General features: G+C 75.6%; 17 protein-coding genes. 8 read left to right on the top strand and 9 right to left on the bottom strand.

What is annotated here, in order from left to right:
• Window positions 1–33 precede the first annotated feature (33 nt).
• Together ACFZA0_RS14720 and ACFZA0_RS14715 are read left to right on the top strand one after the other, a co-directional pair.
• The gene (locus ACFZA0_RS14720) at window positions 34–207 is read left to right on the top strand and encodes a hypothetical protein (RefSeq protein WP_391015723.1); all 174 of its coding nucleotides are present in this window, start codon (window positions 34–36) and stop codon (window positions 205–207) included.
• Window positions 204–935, top strand: coding sequence for a GNAT family N-acetyltransferase (locus ACFZA0_RS14715; protein WP_391015720.1), 732 nt, complete (start codon window positions 204–206; stop codon window positions 933–935). Before ACFZA0_RS14720 ends, ACFZA0_RS14715 begins: the two co-directional genes overlap by 4 nt.
• A 44-nt stretch (window positions 936–979) precedes the next feature.
• Here ACFZA0_RS14715 and ACFZA0_RS14710 read toward each other — a convergent pair whose 3' ends face one another.
• On the bottom strand, window positions 980–1,396 hold the full coding sequence (locus ACFZA0_RS14710) for a MarR family transcriptional regulator (protein ID WP_391016533.1): 417 nt from the start codon (window positions 1,394–1,396) through the stop codon (window positions 980–982).
• A 552-nt stretch (window positions 1,397–1,948) separates the two neighbouring features.
• On the opposite strand from ACFZA0_RS14710, the gene ACFZA0_RS14705 reads away from it, so the two are divergent.
• From ACFZA0_RS14705 to ACFZA0_RS14695, 3 genes are all read left to right on the top strand, one after another.
• Window positions 1,949–2,761 carry a putative protein N(5)-glutamine methyltransferase gene (locus ACFZA0_RS14705; RefSeq protein ID WP_391016531.1) on the top strand — a complete coding sequence of 271 codons (813 nt, stop codon included), beginning with the start codon at window positions 1,949–1,951 and terminating at the stop codon, window positions 2,759–2,761.
• A 176-nt stretch (window positions 2,762–2,937) separates the two neighbouring features.
• Window positions 2,938–4,953 (top strand): FAD-dependent oxidoreductase, encoded by a 2,016-nt coding sequence (locus tag ACFZA0_RS14700; protein ID WP_391015717.1) that lies wholly within the window; start codon window positions 2,938–2,940, stop codon window positions 4,951–4,953.
• A 66-nt stretch (window positions 4,954–5,019) separates the two neighbouring features.
• On the top strand, window positions 5,020–5,580 hold the full coding sequence (locus ACFZA0_RS14695) for a helix-turn-helix transcriptional regulator (protein WP_391015714.1): 561 nt from the start codon (window positions 5,020–5,022) through the stop codon (window positions 5,578–5,580).
• Window positions 5,581–5,600: 20 nt separating this feature from the next.
• Here ACFZA0_RS14695 and ACFZA0_RS14690 read toward each other — a convergent pair whose 3' ends face one another.
• Both ACFZA0_RS14690 and ACFZA0_RS14685 read right to left on the bottom strand, forming a co-directional pair.
• Window positions 5,601–6,155 (bottom strand): hypothetical protein, encoded by a 555-nt coding sequence (locus tag ACFZA0_RS14690; protein WP_391015712.1) that lies wholly within the window; start codon window positions 6,153–6,155, stop codon window positions 5,601–5,603.
• Between the two features lie 156 nt (window positions 6,156–6,311).
• On the bottom strand, window positions 6,312–7,325 hold the full coding sequence (locus ACFZA0_RS14685) for a fibronectin type III domain-containing protein (RefSeq protein WP_391015709.1): 1,014 nt from the start codon (window positions 7,323–7,325) through the stop codon (window positions 6,312–6,314).
• Window positions 7,326–7,738: 413 nt separating this feature from the next.
• Between ACFZA0_RS14685 and ACFZA0_RS14680 the strand changes: the two genes are divergently transcribed.
• Window positions 7,739–8,638, top strand: coding sequence for a glycoside hydrolase family 75 protein (locus tag ACFZA0_RS14680; protein WP_391015706.1), 900 nt, complete (start codon window positions 7,739–7,741; stop codon window positions 8,636–8,638).
• Window positions 8,639–8,651: 13 nt separating this feature from the next.
• On the opposite strand, the gene ACFZA0_RS14675 is transcribed toward ACFZA0_RS14680, so the two are convergent.
• The 6 genes from ACFZA0_RS14675 to ACFZA0_RS14650 form a co-directional block, all read right to left on the bottom strand.
• On the bottom strand, window positions 8,652–9,068 hold the full coding sequence (locus ACFZA0_RS14675; protein ID WP_391015703.1) for a PTS-dependent dihydroxyacetone kinase phosphotransferase subunit DhaM: 417 nt from the start codon (window positions 9,066–9,068) through the stop codon (window positions 8,652–8,654).
• On the bottom strand, window positions 9,061–9,669 hold the full coding sequence (gene dhaL, locus ACFZA0_RS14670; RefSeq protein WP_391015700.1) for a dihydroxyacetone kinase subunit DhaL: 609 nt from the start codon (window positions 9,667–9,669) through the stop codon (window positions 9,061–9,063). Before dhaL ends, ACFZA0_RS14675 begins: the two co-directional genes overlap by 8 nt.
• Before the next feature lie 59 nt (window positions 9,670–9,728).
• A complete protein-coding gene (gene dhaK / locus ACFZA0_RS14665) occupies window positions 9,729–10,721 on the bottom strand; it encodes a dihydroxyacetone kinase subunit DhaK (RefSeq protein WP_391015698.1) in 993 nt (330 codons plus the stop codon).
• Window positions 10,722–11,044: 323 nt separating this feature from the next.
• Window positions 11,045–11,770, bottom strand: coding sequence for an FAD binding domain-containing protein (locus ACFZA0_RS14660; RefSeq protein WP_391015696.1), 726 nt, complete (start codon window positions 11,768–11,770; stop codon window positions 11,045–11,047).
• A gap of 175 nt (window positions 11,771–11,945) precedes the next feature.
• Window positions 11,946–12,365 (bottom strand): nuclear transport factor 2 family protein, encoded by a 420-nt coding sequence (locus ACFZA0_RS14655; protein ID WP_391015693.1) that lies wholly within the window; start codon window positions 12,363–12,365, stop codon window positions 11,946–11,948.
• Window positions 12,366–12,586: 221 nt separating this feature from the next.
• Complete coding sequence (locus tag ACFZA0_RS14650; RefSeq protein ID WP_391015690.1) at window positions 12,587–12,946, bottom strand: DUF6479 family protein; 360 nt, start codon at window positions 12,944–12,946, stop codon at window positions 12,587–12,589.
• A gap of 209 nt (window positions 12,947–13,155) precedes the next feature.
• Between ACFZA0_RS14650 and ACFZA0_RS14645 the strand changes: the two genes are divergently transcribed.
• Window positions 13,156–13,533 carry a ferredoxin gene (locus tag ACFZA0_RS14645; RefSeq protein WP_391015687.1) on the top strand — a complete coding sequence of 126 codons (378 nt, stop codon included), beginning with the start codon at window positions 13,156–13,158 and terminating at the stop codon, window positions 13,531–13,533.
• 101 nt (window positions 13,534–13,634) lie between these two features.
• On the top strand, window positions 13,635–14,492 hold the full coding sequence (locus ACFZA0_RS14640; protein WP_391015686.1) for an oxygenase MpaB family protein: 858 nt from the start codon (window positions 13,635–13,637) through the stop codon (window positions 14,490–14,492).
• The last annotated feature ends 46 nt before the right edge of the window (window positions 14,493–14,538 follow it).

The raw sequence follows: 14,538 nt of genomic DNA, 5'->3' as shown, positions 1-14,538 counted from the left end.
GGAGTGCGGCGAGAGCGAAGGAGAGTGGGAATCATGCCGAAGACGGACGTCTTCACCCGGCCCGGCGGACCGCTTGCGGCGGCACCCGGCGGCCACCTCGTACCGGCCGGTGACGGCGCCGCCCACGGCCGCGGACGCCTCGCGGCCGGACCGTCGGGCGAACGTCACGCGCGCGTGCGCGTCGCGCCGGCGGGAGTCCTCGCGTGAGCGCCGGCGCGCCCGCCGGGCGGCACGTCCTGGACAACCCGGCCCTCGCCTCCCTGACCGGGCCGCACGCGCTGTTTGCCGAGGCGCGCGGACGGGTGCTGCGCTACCCCGTCGACGTGTCGCCCTGGCTCGCGCTGCCCGAGGACCCCGGCCCCGAGGACTGGGCCGACCTCGCCGCCTTCGCCGACCCCGACGCGCGGGTGCACCTGCCCGGCTACCGCGGGGAGATCCCCGAGGGGTGGGAGGTGACCATGCGGGTGGACGGCGTCCAGTTCGTCTACGAGGGTCTCGACGCCGCGCCCGACGCGGAGGCGGTCCGCCTCGGCCCCGCCGACGTGCCCGAGATGCTCGACCTGGTGGCCCGCACCCGGCCCGGCCCCTTCCTGCCCCGCACCGTCGAGCTCGGGACCTACCTGGGCCTGCGGCGCGACGGCCGACTGGTCGCCATGGCGGGGGAGCGGCTGCACCCGCCGGGCTGGACCGAGATCAGCGCGGTCTGCACCGACCCCGCCCACCGCGGCGAGGGCCTCGCCGCACGCCTCGTGCTGGCCGTCGCCCACGGCATACGCGAGCGGGGCGAGACGCCGTTCCTGCACACGGGCGCGCAGAACACCAACGCCGTCCGGCTGTACGAGAAGCTCGGCTTCCGGCTGCGCCGCACCACGGCGTTCCTGGAACTGCGTGCCCCGCAGCACCTCGTCGAGCAGGAGCGCGTCCCGGTGGGCTGACGTCCGGGGCCCGGCTCCACCCGCCGGCGCGCCGCCCCGGCGGGTCAGCGGGGGTCCGGCCCCGCCGGTTCCCCCTCGTCCGGGGCGCCCTCGTTGTAGCGCGTCAGGTACTCGGCGAACCGGGCCAGGTCCTCCGGCGTCCACTCGGCGAGCCGGGTGCGGAAGGCGGTGCGCCGACGCCGGGTGACCTTGCCGAGGATCTGCCGGCCGGCGTCCGTCAGGTCCAGCACCTGTACCCGGTGGTCCTCCGTGTCCTGCCGCCGCCCGATCAGCCCCGCACGCTCCAGGGCCGCCACCTGGCGGCTGACCGTGGACTTGTCCAGGGCGTGGTGCGCGGCGAGGTCGGTGGCACGGCAGCCGCCGCTCTCCTCCAGGTGGCCGAGCAGCGTGTACGAGACGAGGGACAGCTCGGGATGCAGCCGCCCGGCGGAGGCGCGGGCCCGGCGGGCGAAGATCGTCATCTCCCGCTGGATGGTCTCGACGGAGGCGGCGGCCGCGCCCTCCGGCACGTCCTCGCCGTCCCGGACGGTCCCGGCGGTGGCGGTCGCGGCGGCCGGGTCCGCGTCGAGCGGGCCCACGTCGCCCCGGTGCGACACCGCGTCCACGCGGTCCGCGCCCGCGTCCGCACCCCTGTGCCCGGATCGTTCGGCTGCTGTCACGGAAACTCCCTCGCACGTCTGGTTGCAGAGTACAACCAGGGGTCGGGGGCCCGGCCCCGGCGGGTCCCCGGGAGGGCGGGCGGGGCCGGGGCGCCGCCGGATGCCGCCCGTGCGCGGGGTTACGGGGGTGAAGATACGTTCGCGCACCGGTGTTCGGGTAGTCTGGCGCACTGCCGCGGACGGTCCCCGGCAGTGCGGCGCCCAGGAGGTGAGACCCAGTGCCAGTGGCAATCGGGTGCTCACGCCCCCGGGCGGTGCGGACCACCGGCCTCGGGTGACCGCGGGAGCGCCCATCGGCTCCCGAAAGGCCCCTTCTCCGTGCCGTCTCGTCCTTCTTCGTCGTCTTCCTCCCCGCTGCCCCCGTCCTCCCCGTCCGCCGGGGCGGCCGCGCCGCTGCCCCCACTGGTCTCCGTGGCCGCCGAACTGCGCGCCGCCGGCTGTGTCTTCGCCGAGGACGAGGCCGAACTGCTCCTCGCCGCCGCCGCGTCCCCGGACGACCTGCGCGCCATGGTCGAACGCCGCGCGGCCGGATTTCCGCTCGAACACGTCGTCGGCCGGGCCGAGTTCCGCGGTCTGCGGATCGTGGTGGAACCCGGCGTCTTCGTGCCCCGCCGCCGGACCGAGTACCTCGTCGAACAGGCCCTCGCCCAGTGCCCCGGGGCCTCCGTCGTGGTGGACCTGTGCTGCGGCTCGGGCGCCGTGGGCGCCGCCCTGGCCGACGCCCTCGGTCCGGTCGAACTGCACGCCGCCGACATCGACCCGGCGGCGGTGCGCTGCGCGCGGACCAACGTCGCGGCGGCGGGCGGCCAGGTGACCGAGGGCGACCTGTTCGACGCGCTTCCCGCGCGGCTGGCCGGACGGGTCGACATCCTCGCCGCCAACGTGCCGTACGTCCCGACCGGCGAGGTGGGCCTGCTGCCCGTGGAGGCCCGCGACCACGAACCGCTGGTCGCCCTCGACGGCGGCGCCGACGGCCTCGACGTCCTGCGCCGGGTCGCCGCGGGCGCCCCCGACTGGCTCGCGCCCGGCGGCTGTCTGCTCGTCGAGACCAGCGAACGCCAGGTTCCCGCGGCCACCCGGGCGTTCGCGCGCGCGGGGCTCACCGTCCGCGTGGCCGTCCCGGACGAGGAGTACGCGCACGTGGTGATCGGCGTGCGGGACCGCTGACGCCGCTCGCGGGTCCCCGGGCCGGGCCGGGCGCCGACGGCGGCGGCGCCCGCCGGTGTGCGCCACCGCCCGGCCCGGCCAGGCCCGGTGTGACCGTCATCGCATTGTGCAACTAGTTGCACAAACCTCGGGCCGTCCTCTACAACAAAGGGACCACACCGCGCACGGAGGGCCCGATGAGCCGTTACCCGCACCTGCTGAGCCCGCTCGACCTGGGCTTCACCACGCTGCCGAACCGCGTCCTCATGGGCTCCATGCACGTGGGCCTGGAGGAGGCCGAGAACGGCTTCGCGCGCATGGCGGAGTTCTACGCGGCCCGCGCCCGCGGCGGTGTGGGCCTCATCGTCACCGGCGGCATCGCCCCCAACGACGAGGGCCGGCCCTACGAGGGCGGCGCGAAACTCACCACCGAGGCGGAGGCCGAGCAGCACACCGCCGTCACGTCGGCCGTGCACCGCGAGGGCGGCCGGATCGCCCTGCAACTGCTGCACTTCGGCCGCTACGCCTACCACCGCGACCTCGTCGCCCCGAGCGCGCTCCAGGCGCCGATCAGCCCGGCAGTGCCCCGCGCGCTCGACGACGCGGACGTCGAGCGCACCGTCGACGACTACGTGCGCGCGGCGCTCCTGGCCCGCGCCGCCGGTTACGACGGCGTCGAGATCATGGGGTCCGAGGGCTATCTGATCAACGAGTTCCTGGTCACCCGGACCAACCGGCGCGAGGACCGCTGGGGCGGCCCGTACGAGAACCGCATGCGCTTCCCGGTGGAGATCGTGCGCCGGGTGCGCGAGGCCGTCGGTGACGACTTCATCCTGATCTACCGCCTGTCGATGCTGGACCTCGTCCCCGACGGCTCGACCTTCGACGAGGTCGTCACGCTCGCGCGGGCCGTCGAGGCGGCCGGGGCGACGATCATCAACACCGGCATCGGCTGGCACGAGGCCCGCATCCCCACCATCGCCACGTCCGTGCCGCGCGGCGCCTACACCTGGGTGACCCGCCGGCTCATGGGCCTCGTGTCGGTCCCGCTGGTGACCACCAACCGCATCAACACCCCGGAACTCGCCGAGGAGTTGCTCGCCGACGGCTGCGCCGACATGGTGTCCGTGGCCCGGCCGATGCTCGCCGACCCGGACTTCGTCGCCAAGGCCGCGGCCGGCCGGTCCGAGTCCATCAACACCTGCATCGGCTGCAACCAGGCCTGCCTCGACCACACGTTCAGCGGGAGGATCACCTCCTGCCTGGTCAATCCGCGTGCCTGCCACGAGACCGAACTCGTCCTCGCGCCAACGCGGTTCAGCAAGCGCGTCGCCGTCGTCGGCGCCGGTCCGGCGGGACTCGCGTGCGCGGTGGGCGCGGCCGAACGCGGCCACGAGGTGACCCTCTTCGACGCCGCGCCCGAGATCGGCGGCCAGCTCAACGTGGCCCGACAGGTCCCCGGCAAGCAGGAGTTCGACGAGACGCTGCGCTACTTCCGCGACCGGCTCACCGAGTACGGGGTCGACGTCCGCCTCAACACCCTTGTGGGCGCGGCCGATCTGGACGGCTACGACGAAGTGGTCGCCGCCACCGGCGTCGTCCCGCGCGTCCCCGCGGTCCCGGGTGTCGACCACCCCAGCGTCGTGGGCTACCTCGACGTGCTGCGCGACCGGGTGCCCGTCGGCGAGCGCGTCGCGATCCTCGGCGCGGGCGGCATCGGCTTCGACGTCGCCGCGTACCTGACCGACCCCGGCGACGGGGCGAGCCGGGACCCGGACGTGTACTTCCGCACCTGGGGCGTCGACACCGGGCACCGCGCCCCCGGCGGCCTCGCGGCACCCGTGCGCCCCGCCACCGCCCGCACCGTCCACCTGCTCCAGCGCAGGACCTCGAAGGTCGGCGCGGGGCTCGGGAAGACCACCGGCTGGATCCACCGCACCGAGCTGAAGCACCGCGGCGTCACGATGGTGCCGGGTGTCCGCTACGACCGGATCGACGACGCCGGGCTGCACATCACCCTCGACGACGGGCCCGTCGTGCTGGAGGTCGACACGGTTGTCCTGTGCACGGGACAGGAGCCGCGCCGCGACCTCTACGAGGAACTGAGCGCGGCCGGCCGCCGCGTCCACCTGATCGGGGGCGCGGACGTCGCCGCGGAACTGGACGCCAAGCGCGCGATCAAGCAGGGCACGGAACTGGCGGCCGCCCTGTGAGCACGGGCCGCACCGCCCCGCCGCCGGCCCGGCCGGCGGCGTCCCGGGCGTCCCTAGGATGAGCCCATGTCACTGCCGCACGCCATCCTCACCGCCCTGCTGGAGAAGCCGTCCTCGGGGCTGGAGCTGACCCGGCGGTTCGACCGGTCGATCGGTTACTTCTGGTCGGCGACGCACCAGCAGATCTACCGCGAACTGGGCAGGCTGGAGGCGGAGGGCCACATCCGGGCCCTGCCGGCCGAGCAGCCGGCCAGGGGCCAGAAGAAGAGCTACGAGGTGCTGCCCGCGGGCCGGGCCGAACTGGCCCGGTGGACCGCCGCCCCGCAGGACCCCCGGCCGATGCGGGACCCGCTGCTGCTGCGGCTGCGCGCGGCGGCGGTGGTCGGCACGGCCGGCCTTGAGGACGACCTGCGGCGCCATCTCGACCTGCACGAGCGGCAGTTGGCGGAGTACCGGCAGATCGAGGAGCGCGACTTCCCGCCGGGCGCGGGGACGGCGAGGCGCGACCGGCTCCAGCATCTCGTGCTGCGGGCCGGCATCGACCTGGAGACCTTCTGGACCCGCTGGCTGACCGACGCGCTCGCGGAGTTCGCCGAGCCGCCGGCCGGCCGGGACCCGGCAGGCTGAGCCGCCGCCGCGGCGCGCCCTCAGAAGCGGTGCGGACGCGCCCGGCGCCGCAGGTACCAGCCGCTCGCGATGACGCCCGAGCCGACCAGGGCGGCTCCGGCGAGCAGCGTCACCCGGCCGTAGTCCCTGGTGGCGCCGCCCAGGCCGCCCATCACGCCGCGCGCGGGCGAGGCCGACGAGGACGTCGCCGACACGGTCGGGGTGGCGGACGCCGAGGCCGCGCTGACCACGACCGCCTGGGTGCCCGCGACGGTCTCGTTGGAGCAGATGACCACCACGGTGTACGTACCGGGGCTCACGTTGGACCAGGCCGCGTTCTGGGCGGCGCCGGAACCGGCCAGCGCGGTCTGGCGGCCCTGCGCGAAGTTGACCTGGCTGCTGGTGAGCAGCGAGGCGTTGCCGTAGCTGCCGTTGAGCCGCGCGCACGCGACGGTGGTGACCGACACGGTGGAGCCGCTGGTGCTGACGGAGATTCCCGGGCCGGCCGCGGCGGGGGCGGCCGCGAGGCCGAACGGCAGCGCGACGACGGCCGCCGCGGTCAGGCCGCGGCGGAGGAGTGGCCGAGGAGTGCGCATGGGTGGTCTTCCCTCCGGGCGGCACGGTCGGCGGTACGTCCGTTGCGCCGCCGAGGGTCGGGAGCTGCCCGTGCTGCCTCAGGGAGAGCCAATGTGCGGACGGCCCGGTCCGCACGCGGGGCCGGGCCGTGCAGGTGACGTGATCCGCCGCCCGGCCTACTGCCCCGGCGTCCCCGTGCGCACCGTCCGCGACGCGGAGAGCCCGCCCCACGTGCCGTCCGGCAGCTTCGCCCTGATCCGCACGGTGTGCCGCTCGCCCGCCGTGCGGCCGACGTAGAAGCTGTAGGACGCGTGGCCGGTGGGCGGGTTCGCGCCGAAGACGAGCGAGGTGGCCGCCCGCCCGTCGAGCCGTACCTGGTACTCGGTGACCACGCCGTCGACGCGCGGCGGGACCCAGTCCAGGTCGATGTAGTACGCCCCCTTCGCGAGGCGGGTGGTCGCGCGGAAGCCGCCCGGCGCGGTCGCCGCCCCGTCGTCGCTGCCGGGGGCCGTGGTGAGGCGGACGGCGGTGCTGGCGGGCGAGACGTTGTCGGCGGCGTCGCGGGCCCGCACGGTGAACGAGTAGCGGGTGCCCGGCCGCAGACCGGTGACCACCGTCGCCGTCTGGGCCCCGCCCACGCTGTGGATGCGGCTGCCGCCCTGGTAGACGTCGTACGAGGCGACGCCGCGGGCGTCCTTCGACGCGGTCCAGGAGAGCTGGACCGCGCGGCTGCCGGCCGTCCTGCCGCGCGCGTCGCCGGGGCGGGTCGGCGGGGTGGTGTCCGCGGCCTCGGCGACCGGTGTCGTCGCCGGGACCCGCCGGCTCGGCGGGCCCAGCCGCCCGGCGGCGTCGCGTGCCCGCACGCTGAAGACGTAGCGGGTGGCGGGCGCCAGCCGCGTCACGTCCCACATGTGCTCCGAGCCGGGCACGTCCGCCACCTTCGTGGCGCCGCGGTACACCTCGTAGACGGTGCCGGTGCCCGCGGTCACGTCGTTCCACATGACGTGCACGCTGGTCGCGCTGCCCGCGACCGCCGTGACCCCGGTCGGCGCGCCGGGAGCACGGCCGTCGTCGCCGTCGCCGCCGGAGCCGCCGCACGCGACCGCCAGGACCGCGCAGCAGCAGACGGGGACCGCGCGGCGGGCGGTGGCGCGCAGACGGGCGGCGGGACCGGCGGTGGGGCGACGCACGACGGTGCCTCCCGGCTGTGCGGACGGAGCGGCGAAATTGGTCCGGACCAATATGGCGCGGCCGGCGTGCTCACAACAAGAGGGCGGTGCCAAGGTCCCGGCGGCCGGGGGGCACCCGGGGCGGTTACGTATGCTGATGCTCCGTCCGGTCCGAACTCCCTTGGAGGGCAGGGGAGTTCGGACCGCAGGCGCGGACCGCTGTCGTCGCAGGACCCGCGCCGGTACGGGTACCCGGGGGCCGGGACCGACACAGGTCCGGCCCCCGGAAGTACGCCGGAGGTGCCGCGCGGGCGCGCACGGACCGACACGCCGCGCCGTGCGCCGTCCGGCCCCCCAACGGTGGCCGGGGGAGCGGACCGGGGCCAGATTGGGCCGGGTGTCCTTCGACGTCCCCCCGGAGAGGGGTCCCCGACGTGCGTGCCCGGTCCCTCGTCCCGGCGGCGCTCTGTGCCGCCCTGCTCGCCCCGGTGGTGTGCCTCCCGTCCGACGCCGGACCGCCGGCCGTGACGGCGCTCCCCGGGCCGGCGGACGCGGCGTCCCGCGCGCCGGTGCCCGGCCCGCCGGCACCGCCCCGTTCGGGACCGGTACCGGCGCGGACCCCGCGTGCCCCGGCGACACGTCCCCGCCGCACGGCACGTTCGGGGGCGCGCCGGGGCGCCGTCGGTGCCGCCGAACTCCTGGCCGGGGTGCGTGACTGCGTCCCCGTCTCCCGCGGCCGCTTCCGCACCGACGCGGGCGAGCGCGCCACCGTCCCCGTGTGCGGCGCGCGCGGCGCGGTCTACTGGACGGCCGACCTGGACGTCGACTGCGACGGCCGGCCGGGCCGCCGCTGCAACGAGCACAGCGACCCCGCGTACACGTCCGGCACCGCCTACCCGCAGAGCGACGGCCGGGACCTGGACGCCGAGCACCTGCCCTACGTCGTCGTGCCCGGCCCCGGTGAGCGCTGGGACCACCGGGAGAACGGCGTGCGCGGCGGATCGGTGGCGGCCCTCGTGCACCGGGACCGGGTGCGCTACGCCGTCGTCGGGGACACCGGCCCCGAGGACCTGATCGGCGAGGCGTCGTACGCCGCCGCCCGCTCCCTCGGCATCCGCGCCGACCCGCGCGGCGGCGGCGCCGACGCGGGGGTCACCTACATCGTCTTCGAGAACTCGCGCGTCCCGCGCATCGAGGACCGGGCCGCCGCCGAGGCCGAGGGCGAGCGCCTGGCCCGGCGGTTCGTGTCCGGCGCGCGGACCGCCGCGCCGGACGCGGACGCCCCCGCCGAACCGGTCCGCCCCGGAGGGGGCGGACCGGCCACCTCGCCCTGACGCCGTCCGCCGCTCACACCTTCCGGTAGCCGTACGCCTCCGCCGCCGCGGCCTCGACCGCGTCGAGGTCCGCGCCGGTGGCCGCCGTGACCACGGCCGCCACCGCGCCCTCGACGAACGGGGCGTCCACCAGGCGGGTGCCGTCCGGCAGTTCGTCGCCCTCCGCGAGCAGCGCCTTGACGGTGAGCACCGCGCTGCCGAGGTCCGTGAGCACGGCGACCCCGGCACCCCGGTCCACGGACGCCGCCGCCGCCGAGATCAGCTCCGCGCTGGTGCCGAACCCGCCGCCCTCCGTGCCGCCCGCCGGAGCGAGCGGGACGTCGGTGGCGCCGCCCGCCAGGGCACGGGCGAGACCGGCCACCGAGTCGGCCACCTCCGCGCTGTGCGACACGAGGACCACCCCGACCAGCTTTCCGCCCGCCTCAGCCATCGGACTCACCCGCCGCCTCCGCGAGCGCGCCGATCAGCAGCGCGGCCGACGTGGCGCCGGGGTCCTGGTGCCCGACGCTGCGCTCCCCGAGATAACTGGCCCTGCCCTTGCGCGCCTGCAACGGGGTCGTGGCGAGAGCGCCCTCGTCGGCGGCGGCCCGCGCCGCGCCGAACGACTCGCCCAGGGCGGCAGCCGCCGGCACCAGCGTGTCGATCATCGTCTTGTCGCCCGGCGCGGCGCCGCCCAGCGCCATGACCGCCTGGACGCCCGTGTCCAGGGCGGCGGCGAGCTGCTCCCGGGTCACCTCGGCGTCGTCGCCGAGCGCCTTGCCGGTACGGCGCAGCAGCGTGCCGTACAGCGGCCCGGACGCGCCGCCCACGGTCGAGATGAGCTGCCGTCCCGCGAGGGTCAGGACCTCGCCGGGGGTGGCGGGCGACTCCTTCTCCAGCGTCGCCGTCACGGCCGTGAACCCGCGTTGCAGGTTGCTGCCGTGGTCCGCGTCGCCGATGGGGGAGTCGAGGGCGGTGAGCCGTTCGGCCTCGCGGTCCACGGAGGCGGCGGTCGCCGTCATCCAGCGGCGGAAGAATTCGGCGTCGAGCACGGGTTCTCCTTGCGTGGTAGGTGCGGGATCGTTCCCGATGGGTTGCCGTTCCGCGCCGGTCACACACCCCAGCGCAGGGCGGCCGTCCGCACCGGCGCGTCCCACAGGCGCAGCGTCTCCTCGTCGATCTGGCAGAGCGTGACCGAGGCGCCCGCCATGTCCAGGGAGGTGACGTAGTTGCCGACCAGGGTGCGGGCCACGACCACGTTGCGCTCGGTGAGCACCCGCTGCACCTCCGCGTTGTATCCGTACAGCTCCAGCAGCGGCGTCGCGCCCATCCCGTTGACCAGGACGAGCACCGGCCGGTCGGGGTCCAGGTCCTCCAGGATCGCGTGGACCGTCGCGTCCGCGATCTCGCCGGACGTCATCATCGCCCGCCGCTCCCGGCCGGGCTCGCCGTGGATGCCGACGCCGAGCTCCAGCTCGCCGGGCGGCAGGTCGAAGGTGGGGCTGCCCTTCGCGGGCGTGGTGCAGGCGCTGAGCGCGACCCCGAAACTGCGGGAGTTCTCGACGACCTGCCGGGCGATCGCCTCGACCCGCTCCAGCGGCTGGCCCTCCTCCGCGGCGGCCCCCGCGATCTTCTCGACGAACAGGGTCGCGCCGGTGCCGCGCCGGCCGGCGGTGAAGAGGCTGTCGGTCACCGCGACGTCGTCGTTGACCAGCACCTTCGCGACCTGGATGCCCTCGTCCTCGGCGAGTTCGGCGGCCATGTCGAAGTTCAGCACGTCACCGGTGTAGTTCTTCACGACGAACAGCACGCCGGCCCCGCTGTTCACGGCCGCGGCGGCCCGCATCATCTGGTCGGGCACCGGCGAGGTGAACACCTCTCCGGGGCACGCGGCCGACAGCATCCCCGGCCCGACGAACCCGCCGTGCAGCGGCTCGTGACCGGAACCGCCGCCCGAGACGATGCCGACCTTCCCGGCCACGGGCGCGTCCCGCCGTACGATCACACGGTTCTCCACGTCGACGACCAGATCGGGGTGCGCGGCGGCCATGCCCCGCAGGGCGTCCGCGACCACGGTCTCCGCAACGTTGATCAGCATCTTCACGGGTACCTCCCAGAGCACGTCGGCAAGAGCCGGCCGGCCTGCGTGCGTACAGGCCGACCCGGGTGCCCCGGTCGTCACGGTGCCGCGGTCCTCGGCGGTGGTGGATGCCCTTGGGTGGGCCGGCGCAGGCGCGAGGCCGACCTTTCTCACGGCCCGTCAGGTCGCCGGCGCGACGCGTGGCCGGGGTGTCACCCGTATTGCCCAGTATCCTCGCAGCCCCGCGGATGAGCACGCGGGCGGACCGAATCGACCGAACCGGCCGTCCGCCGGGACGCGGGACGCGCGGCGGTCGCGGGGCACCGCCGCCGCAGCCGCGCCCCGCCTCAGCGTTCGGCCAGGCCGTCCAGGATGCCGGTGACCCGCTCGCGGACCTCGTCGCGGGCCTCGGCGGGGAGCGCCCCGAGGTCCGTGCGGGACAGGGCGTCGAGGATCGCGTCGGCCGGGCCGGTGACGGCGGTGCTGCCGGCGCTCACGTCGTATCCGTCGCGCACGGCGACCCGCAGCTCGGCGGGGCCGCCGTCCGACCCGGCGTGCACGGCGCAGGCGACGACCAGGGGCGGCGGCCCGCCCGCCTCGCCGGACAGTTTGCGGTAACTGCTGACGAGCGGCGTGCGCCAGTGCAGCGCGACCAACAGCGGGCGCTTGATGAGCAGTTCGGTCAGGTCGGTCTCGTAGGCGTGCCGCGCGTCCAGCACCGCGGCCCGCGCGTCCAGCACGATCGCCGCGGGCAGCAGGCAGCGCAGCGTGCTGCCCACCAGGTTGCCGCCCACGGTGGCGGTGCGCCGTACCGCCCCGGTCCCGATGCTCGCGGCCGCGCGCCGCAGCACCTCCGGCACCCGGTCGTCGATCTGGTGCAGCAGCACCGCGGAACCCAGCGTCCGCGGCCCGATCACCCGGGCCTCCGGCAACTCCCGCAACGAGACCGCCTGTTCCGGGAATCCGTCGCGCTGCCAGCCGGCCCACACCAGGGTCGCGCCGCCTATCGGCACCGCTCCCTCGGCGAGGCGCTCGCGTACTTCGGACACGGACGTGGGCAGACTCACCAGCACGGCAGCCGACCTGCTTTCCTCGAACGTGGGGAGTGCGGCGAGGCTTCCGCCGCCTCGGCCGCGTGAACACCGGCGGAGGCGATTTTCCCCGCACGAGAGGGGGCGCGTACAGGGCTCACGGCCTCCCCGTGTGCGCTGTGCGTGCGCCGTTGCGCAACCCGGGCCGCCCGTCCGCTCAGCGGGGACCGGCGGTACGGCGGAGCAGGTCGGTCAGCTCGACGGAGTCGACGTACGAGCGCGCCTCCACCAGCGTGTCGCCCTCGAACCGGCAGATCCACGCGTGGATCTGCTCGTACGGAAAGCCGTCGAGCGCGACGGCCGCGGAGCGCATCTCCGCCACCGTCACCGGGCCCGCCACGTGCAGGTGGTCGACGGTCAGCCGGAGTCCGCCGCGCAGGGCCGCGTCCACCCGGGCCACCGGGCCCTCCAGGAAGGCGGCCTTGGAGCGGTACACGCCGGCCAGCGGGTGCCTGCCCAGCAGCGTCCAGCGGACGTCGTCGGCGACGTGGCGGAAGAAGTCGGGGACGGTCTCGGTGTTCTCCAGGCGGAGGAAGAGCTTCCGTCGCGCCGCGAGGATGTCGGTGTCGTCGTTCACGTCAGTCGGACCGCCCGCCCTGGGTGTCTGGTGCCGCCGGGTGCGAAGTGTCCGTTCCATGCCCCTCGCGAGCGGCCGCGAACCGCCCCGGTTTGCGGTGTTCGCGGGGCCTGCCGCGGACCGGGCCGGCATGTCGCCGGGGGCCCGCGCACACGGCGGTGCCGGTCACCGTCCGGGAAGCGGACGGTGACCGGCACCGGGGAGATCGTGCGCGGGGCGGCTCAGCCGTGGCCGGGACCGCCGCTGCCGAACGAGCCGCTGCCGCCCTCGTCCCAGCGCGGCCGCTCCTGCGAGTCGCTGGTGCGCGAACCGCCGCCGCCGTTCACCTCGTGCGGAAGCAGTCGCGTGTCGCTCCTGGGCATCTCGTTCGGCTCGCGGGCCTCGCGCACCTCGCCGACGGGGCCGCCCTCGGGAAGGCGCGGCTGCTCCTCCGGGCGGGGCGGCGGCGGCATCTCGCGCCGCTTGCGCGCACCGAACCAGAACAACCCCACCAACAGGGCCACCACGACCACCGCGACCACGGCCAGTCCGATGCCCAGCAGCCCGGAACCGGCGGCGATCTCCTCCAGCGCTTCATTCATGCGGCGCGAGTACCCCGAAAATGTGGACGAAACCCTTCCTTCCGGGCGGTCCCGTGTGTCCTGTGCCGGCCCCGCCCGCCGCGGCAGCGCGGTCCCCGCCGTTCCGCTCTACCCCCGTCCCCGCCGAGGACACCGCAACCTGCCCGGTCCGGCCCGGGTTTGACCGGGCGGGCACCGGCTACCCGTCACTTGTGAGCGACGTTGGCGACATGACTTCGACGGCATCGCAGCAGGAGCTGTTCCGTTTCCTGGAGGACCGCTTCGGCTGCGCACAGGCCTGTACCGACTGTGCCCGCGCCTGTGCCCTGCGCGCGAGCCTCGTGGACCTCGACGGATCCCCGGCGCAGGAACTCGTCCGGCGCAAGGGCGTCATGTGCGCCGAGGTCTGCGACGCGACCTGCCGCCTGCTGTGCGAGCAGAACGGCCACGACGAGGCCGACGTCCGCGCGCAGTTGGAGTGGTGCCGCACCGTCTGCCTGGAGACCGCGCACGTCTTCGACGCGGAGCCCGGTGCCGAGGCGGGCGCCGCCGCGTGCCGGGCCTGCGCGCTGGCCTGCACGGAGTTCATGGCCGTGCTGCTGGGCTGACCGCCCGGCCCGGCGGCCCCGGCCCTCGCCCCGCGCGCGACGGCGTGGCATCGTGGCCGGGCGGGATCGTGGTCGGGCGGGGCGGGCGGAGGACGGTGCGGATGACGGACGAGAGCGACCCCGATCCGGGACTGTTCGGCCCCCGTTCCGTCACCTGGCAGGTGCACGCCGACCCCATGATGTGGATCGCCGGCATCCGCGCCCTGTACCTCCAGGCCCTGCACCCCCGCGCCGTGCGCGGCGTGACGCAGAACTCCGACTTCCGCCAGGACGCCTGGGGGCGGCTGCTGCGCACGGCCGACTTCGTCGGCACCACCACGTACGGCACGACGGAGGCGGCCGAACGGAAGGGCGCCCGGGTGCGCAGGATCCACAGCATGCTGTCGGCGACCGACCCGGGCACCGGTGAGCGCTACGGCATCGACGAACCCGCACTGCTGCTCTGGGTGCACTGCGCCGAGATCGGCTCCTACCTGCACGTGATGCGCCGCTCCGGGTTCCCGCTCACCGACCGGGCGGCCGACCGGTACGTGGACGAACAGCGCGCCGGTGCCCGGCTCGTCGGCCTCGACCCGGACAAGGTCCCCGCCGACAGCGCCGCTCTCGCCGCCTACTTCGACGACGTACGGCCTCAACTGGCCGCCGGCGCCGAGGCGTACGAGGTGGACGCGTTCCTGCGCCGCCCGCCCGTGCACCCCCTGCTGGCCCCCGCACGCGCGGTGCTGTGGCGGCACGTCGCGCATCTGGCGTACGCCTCGCTGCCCGCGCACGCCCACGCGCTGTACGGCAGACCGGCCCCCGCACCCGCCACCGTCACCCGGCAACTGCGGCGCACCGCAAGGCTGTTGCGCGGGATCCCGGCGACCCTGCGCTGGCAGCTTCCGCCCAAGCACGTCCTGCGGGCCGTCGCCCGGCTCGGGCCGGACTCCCGCCCCGCCCCGTACGGATCGGGGCGATAGACCGCCATACTGGGCGGGTGCGAACGAACCGGGGGGAGGCGGTCGT

Source organism: Streptomyces sp. NPDC008150 (assembly GCF_042956945.1).
Classification (GTDB): domain Bacteria; phylum Actinomycetota; class Actinomycetes; order Streptomycetales; family Streptomycetaceae; genus Streptomyces.
The sequence above is the reverse complement of the archived record's forward strand: the minus strand, read 5'-3'. Positions and strand labels throughout refer to the sequence as shown.

Bases quoted from the DNA above. Each gene is read 5' to 3' on its own strand.
- ACFZA0_RS14720 (WP_391015723.1), top strand. From the start codon at position 34: ATGCCGAAGACGGACGTCTTCACCCGGCCCGGCGGACCGCTTGCGGCG.
- ACFZA0_RS14695 (WP_391015714.1), top strand. From the start codon at position 5,020: ATGTCACTGCCGCACGCCATCCTCACCGCCCTGCTGGAGAAGCCGTCC.
- ACFZA0_RS14650 (WP_391015690.1), bottom strand. From the start codon at position 12,946: ATGAATGAAGCGCTGGAGGAGATCGCCGCCGGTTCCGGGCTGCTGGGC.
- ACFZA0_RS14675 (WP_391015703.1), bottom strand. From the start codon at position 9,068: ATGGCTGAGGCGGGCGGAAAGCTGGTCGGGGTGGTCCTCGTGTCGCAC.
- ACFZA0_RS14645 (WP_391015687.1), top strand. From the start codon at position 13,156: ATGACTTCGACGGCATCGCAGCAGGAGCTGTTCCGTTTCCTGGAGGAC.
- ACFZA0_RS14710 (WP_391016533.1), bottom strand. From the start codon at position 1,396: ATGACGATCTTCGCCCGCCGGGCCCGCGCCTCCGCCGGGCGGCTGCAT.
- ACFZA0_RS14700 (WP_391015717.1), top strand. From the start codon at position 2,938: ATGAGCCGTTACCCGCACCTGCTGAGCCCGCTCGACCTGGGCTTCACC.
- ACFZA0_RS14690 (WP_391015712.1), bottom strand. From the start codon at position 6,155: ATGCGCACTCCTCGGCCACTCCTCCGCCGCGGCCTGACCGCGGCGGCC.
- ACFZA0_RS14640 (WP_391015686.1), top strand. From the start codon at position 13,635: ATGACGGACGAGAGCGACCCCGATCCGGGACTGTTCGGCCCCCGTTCC.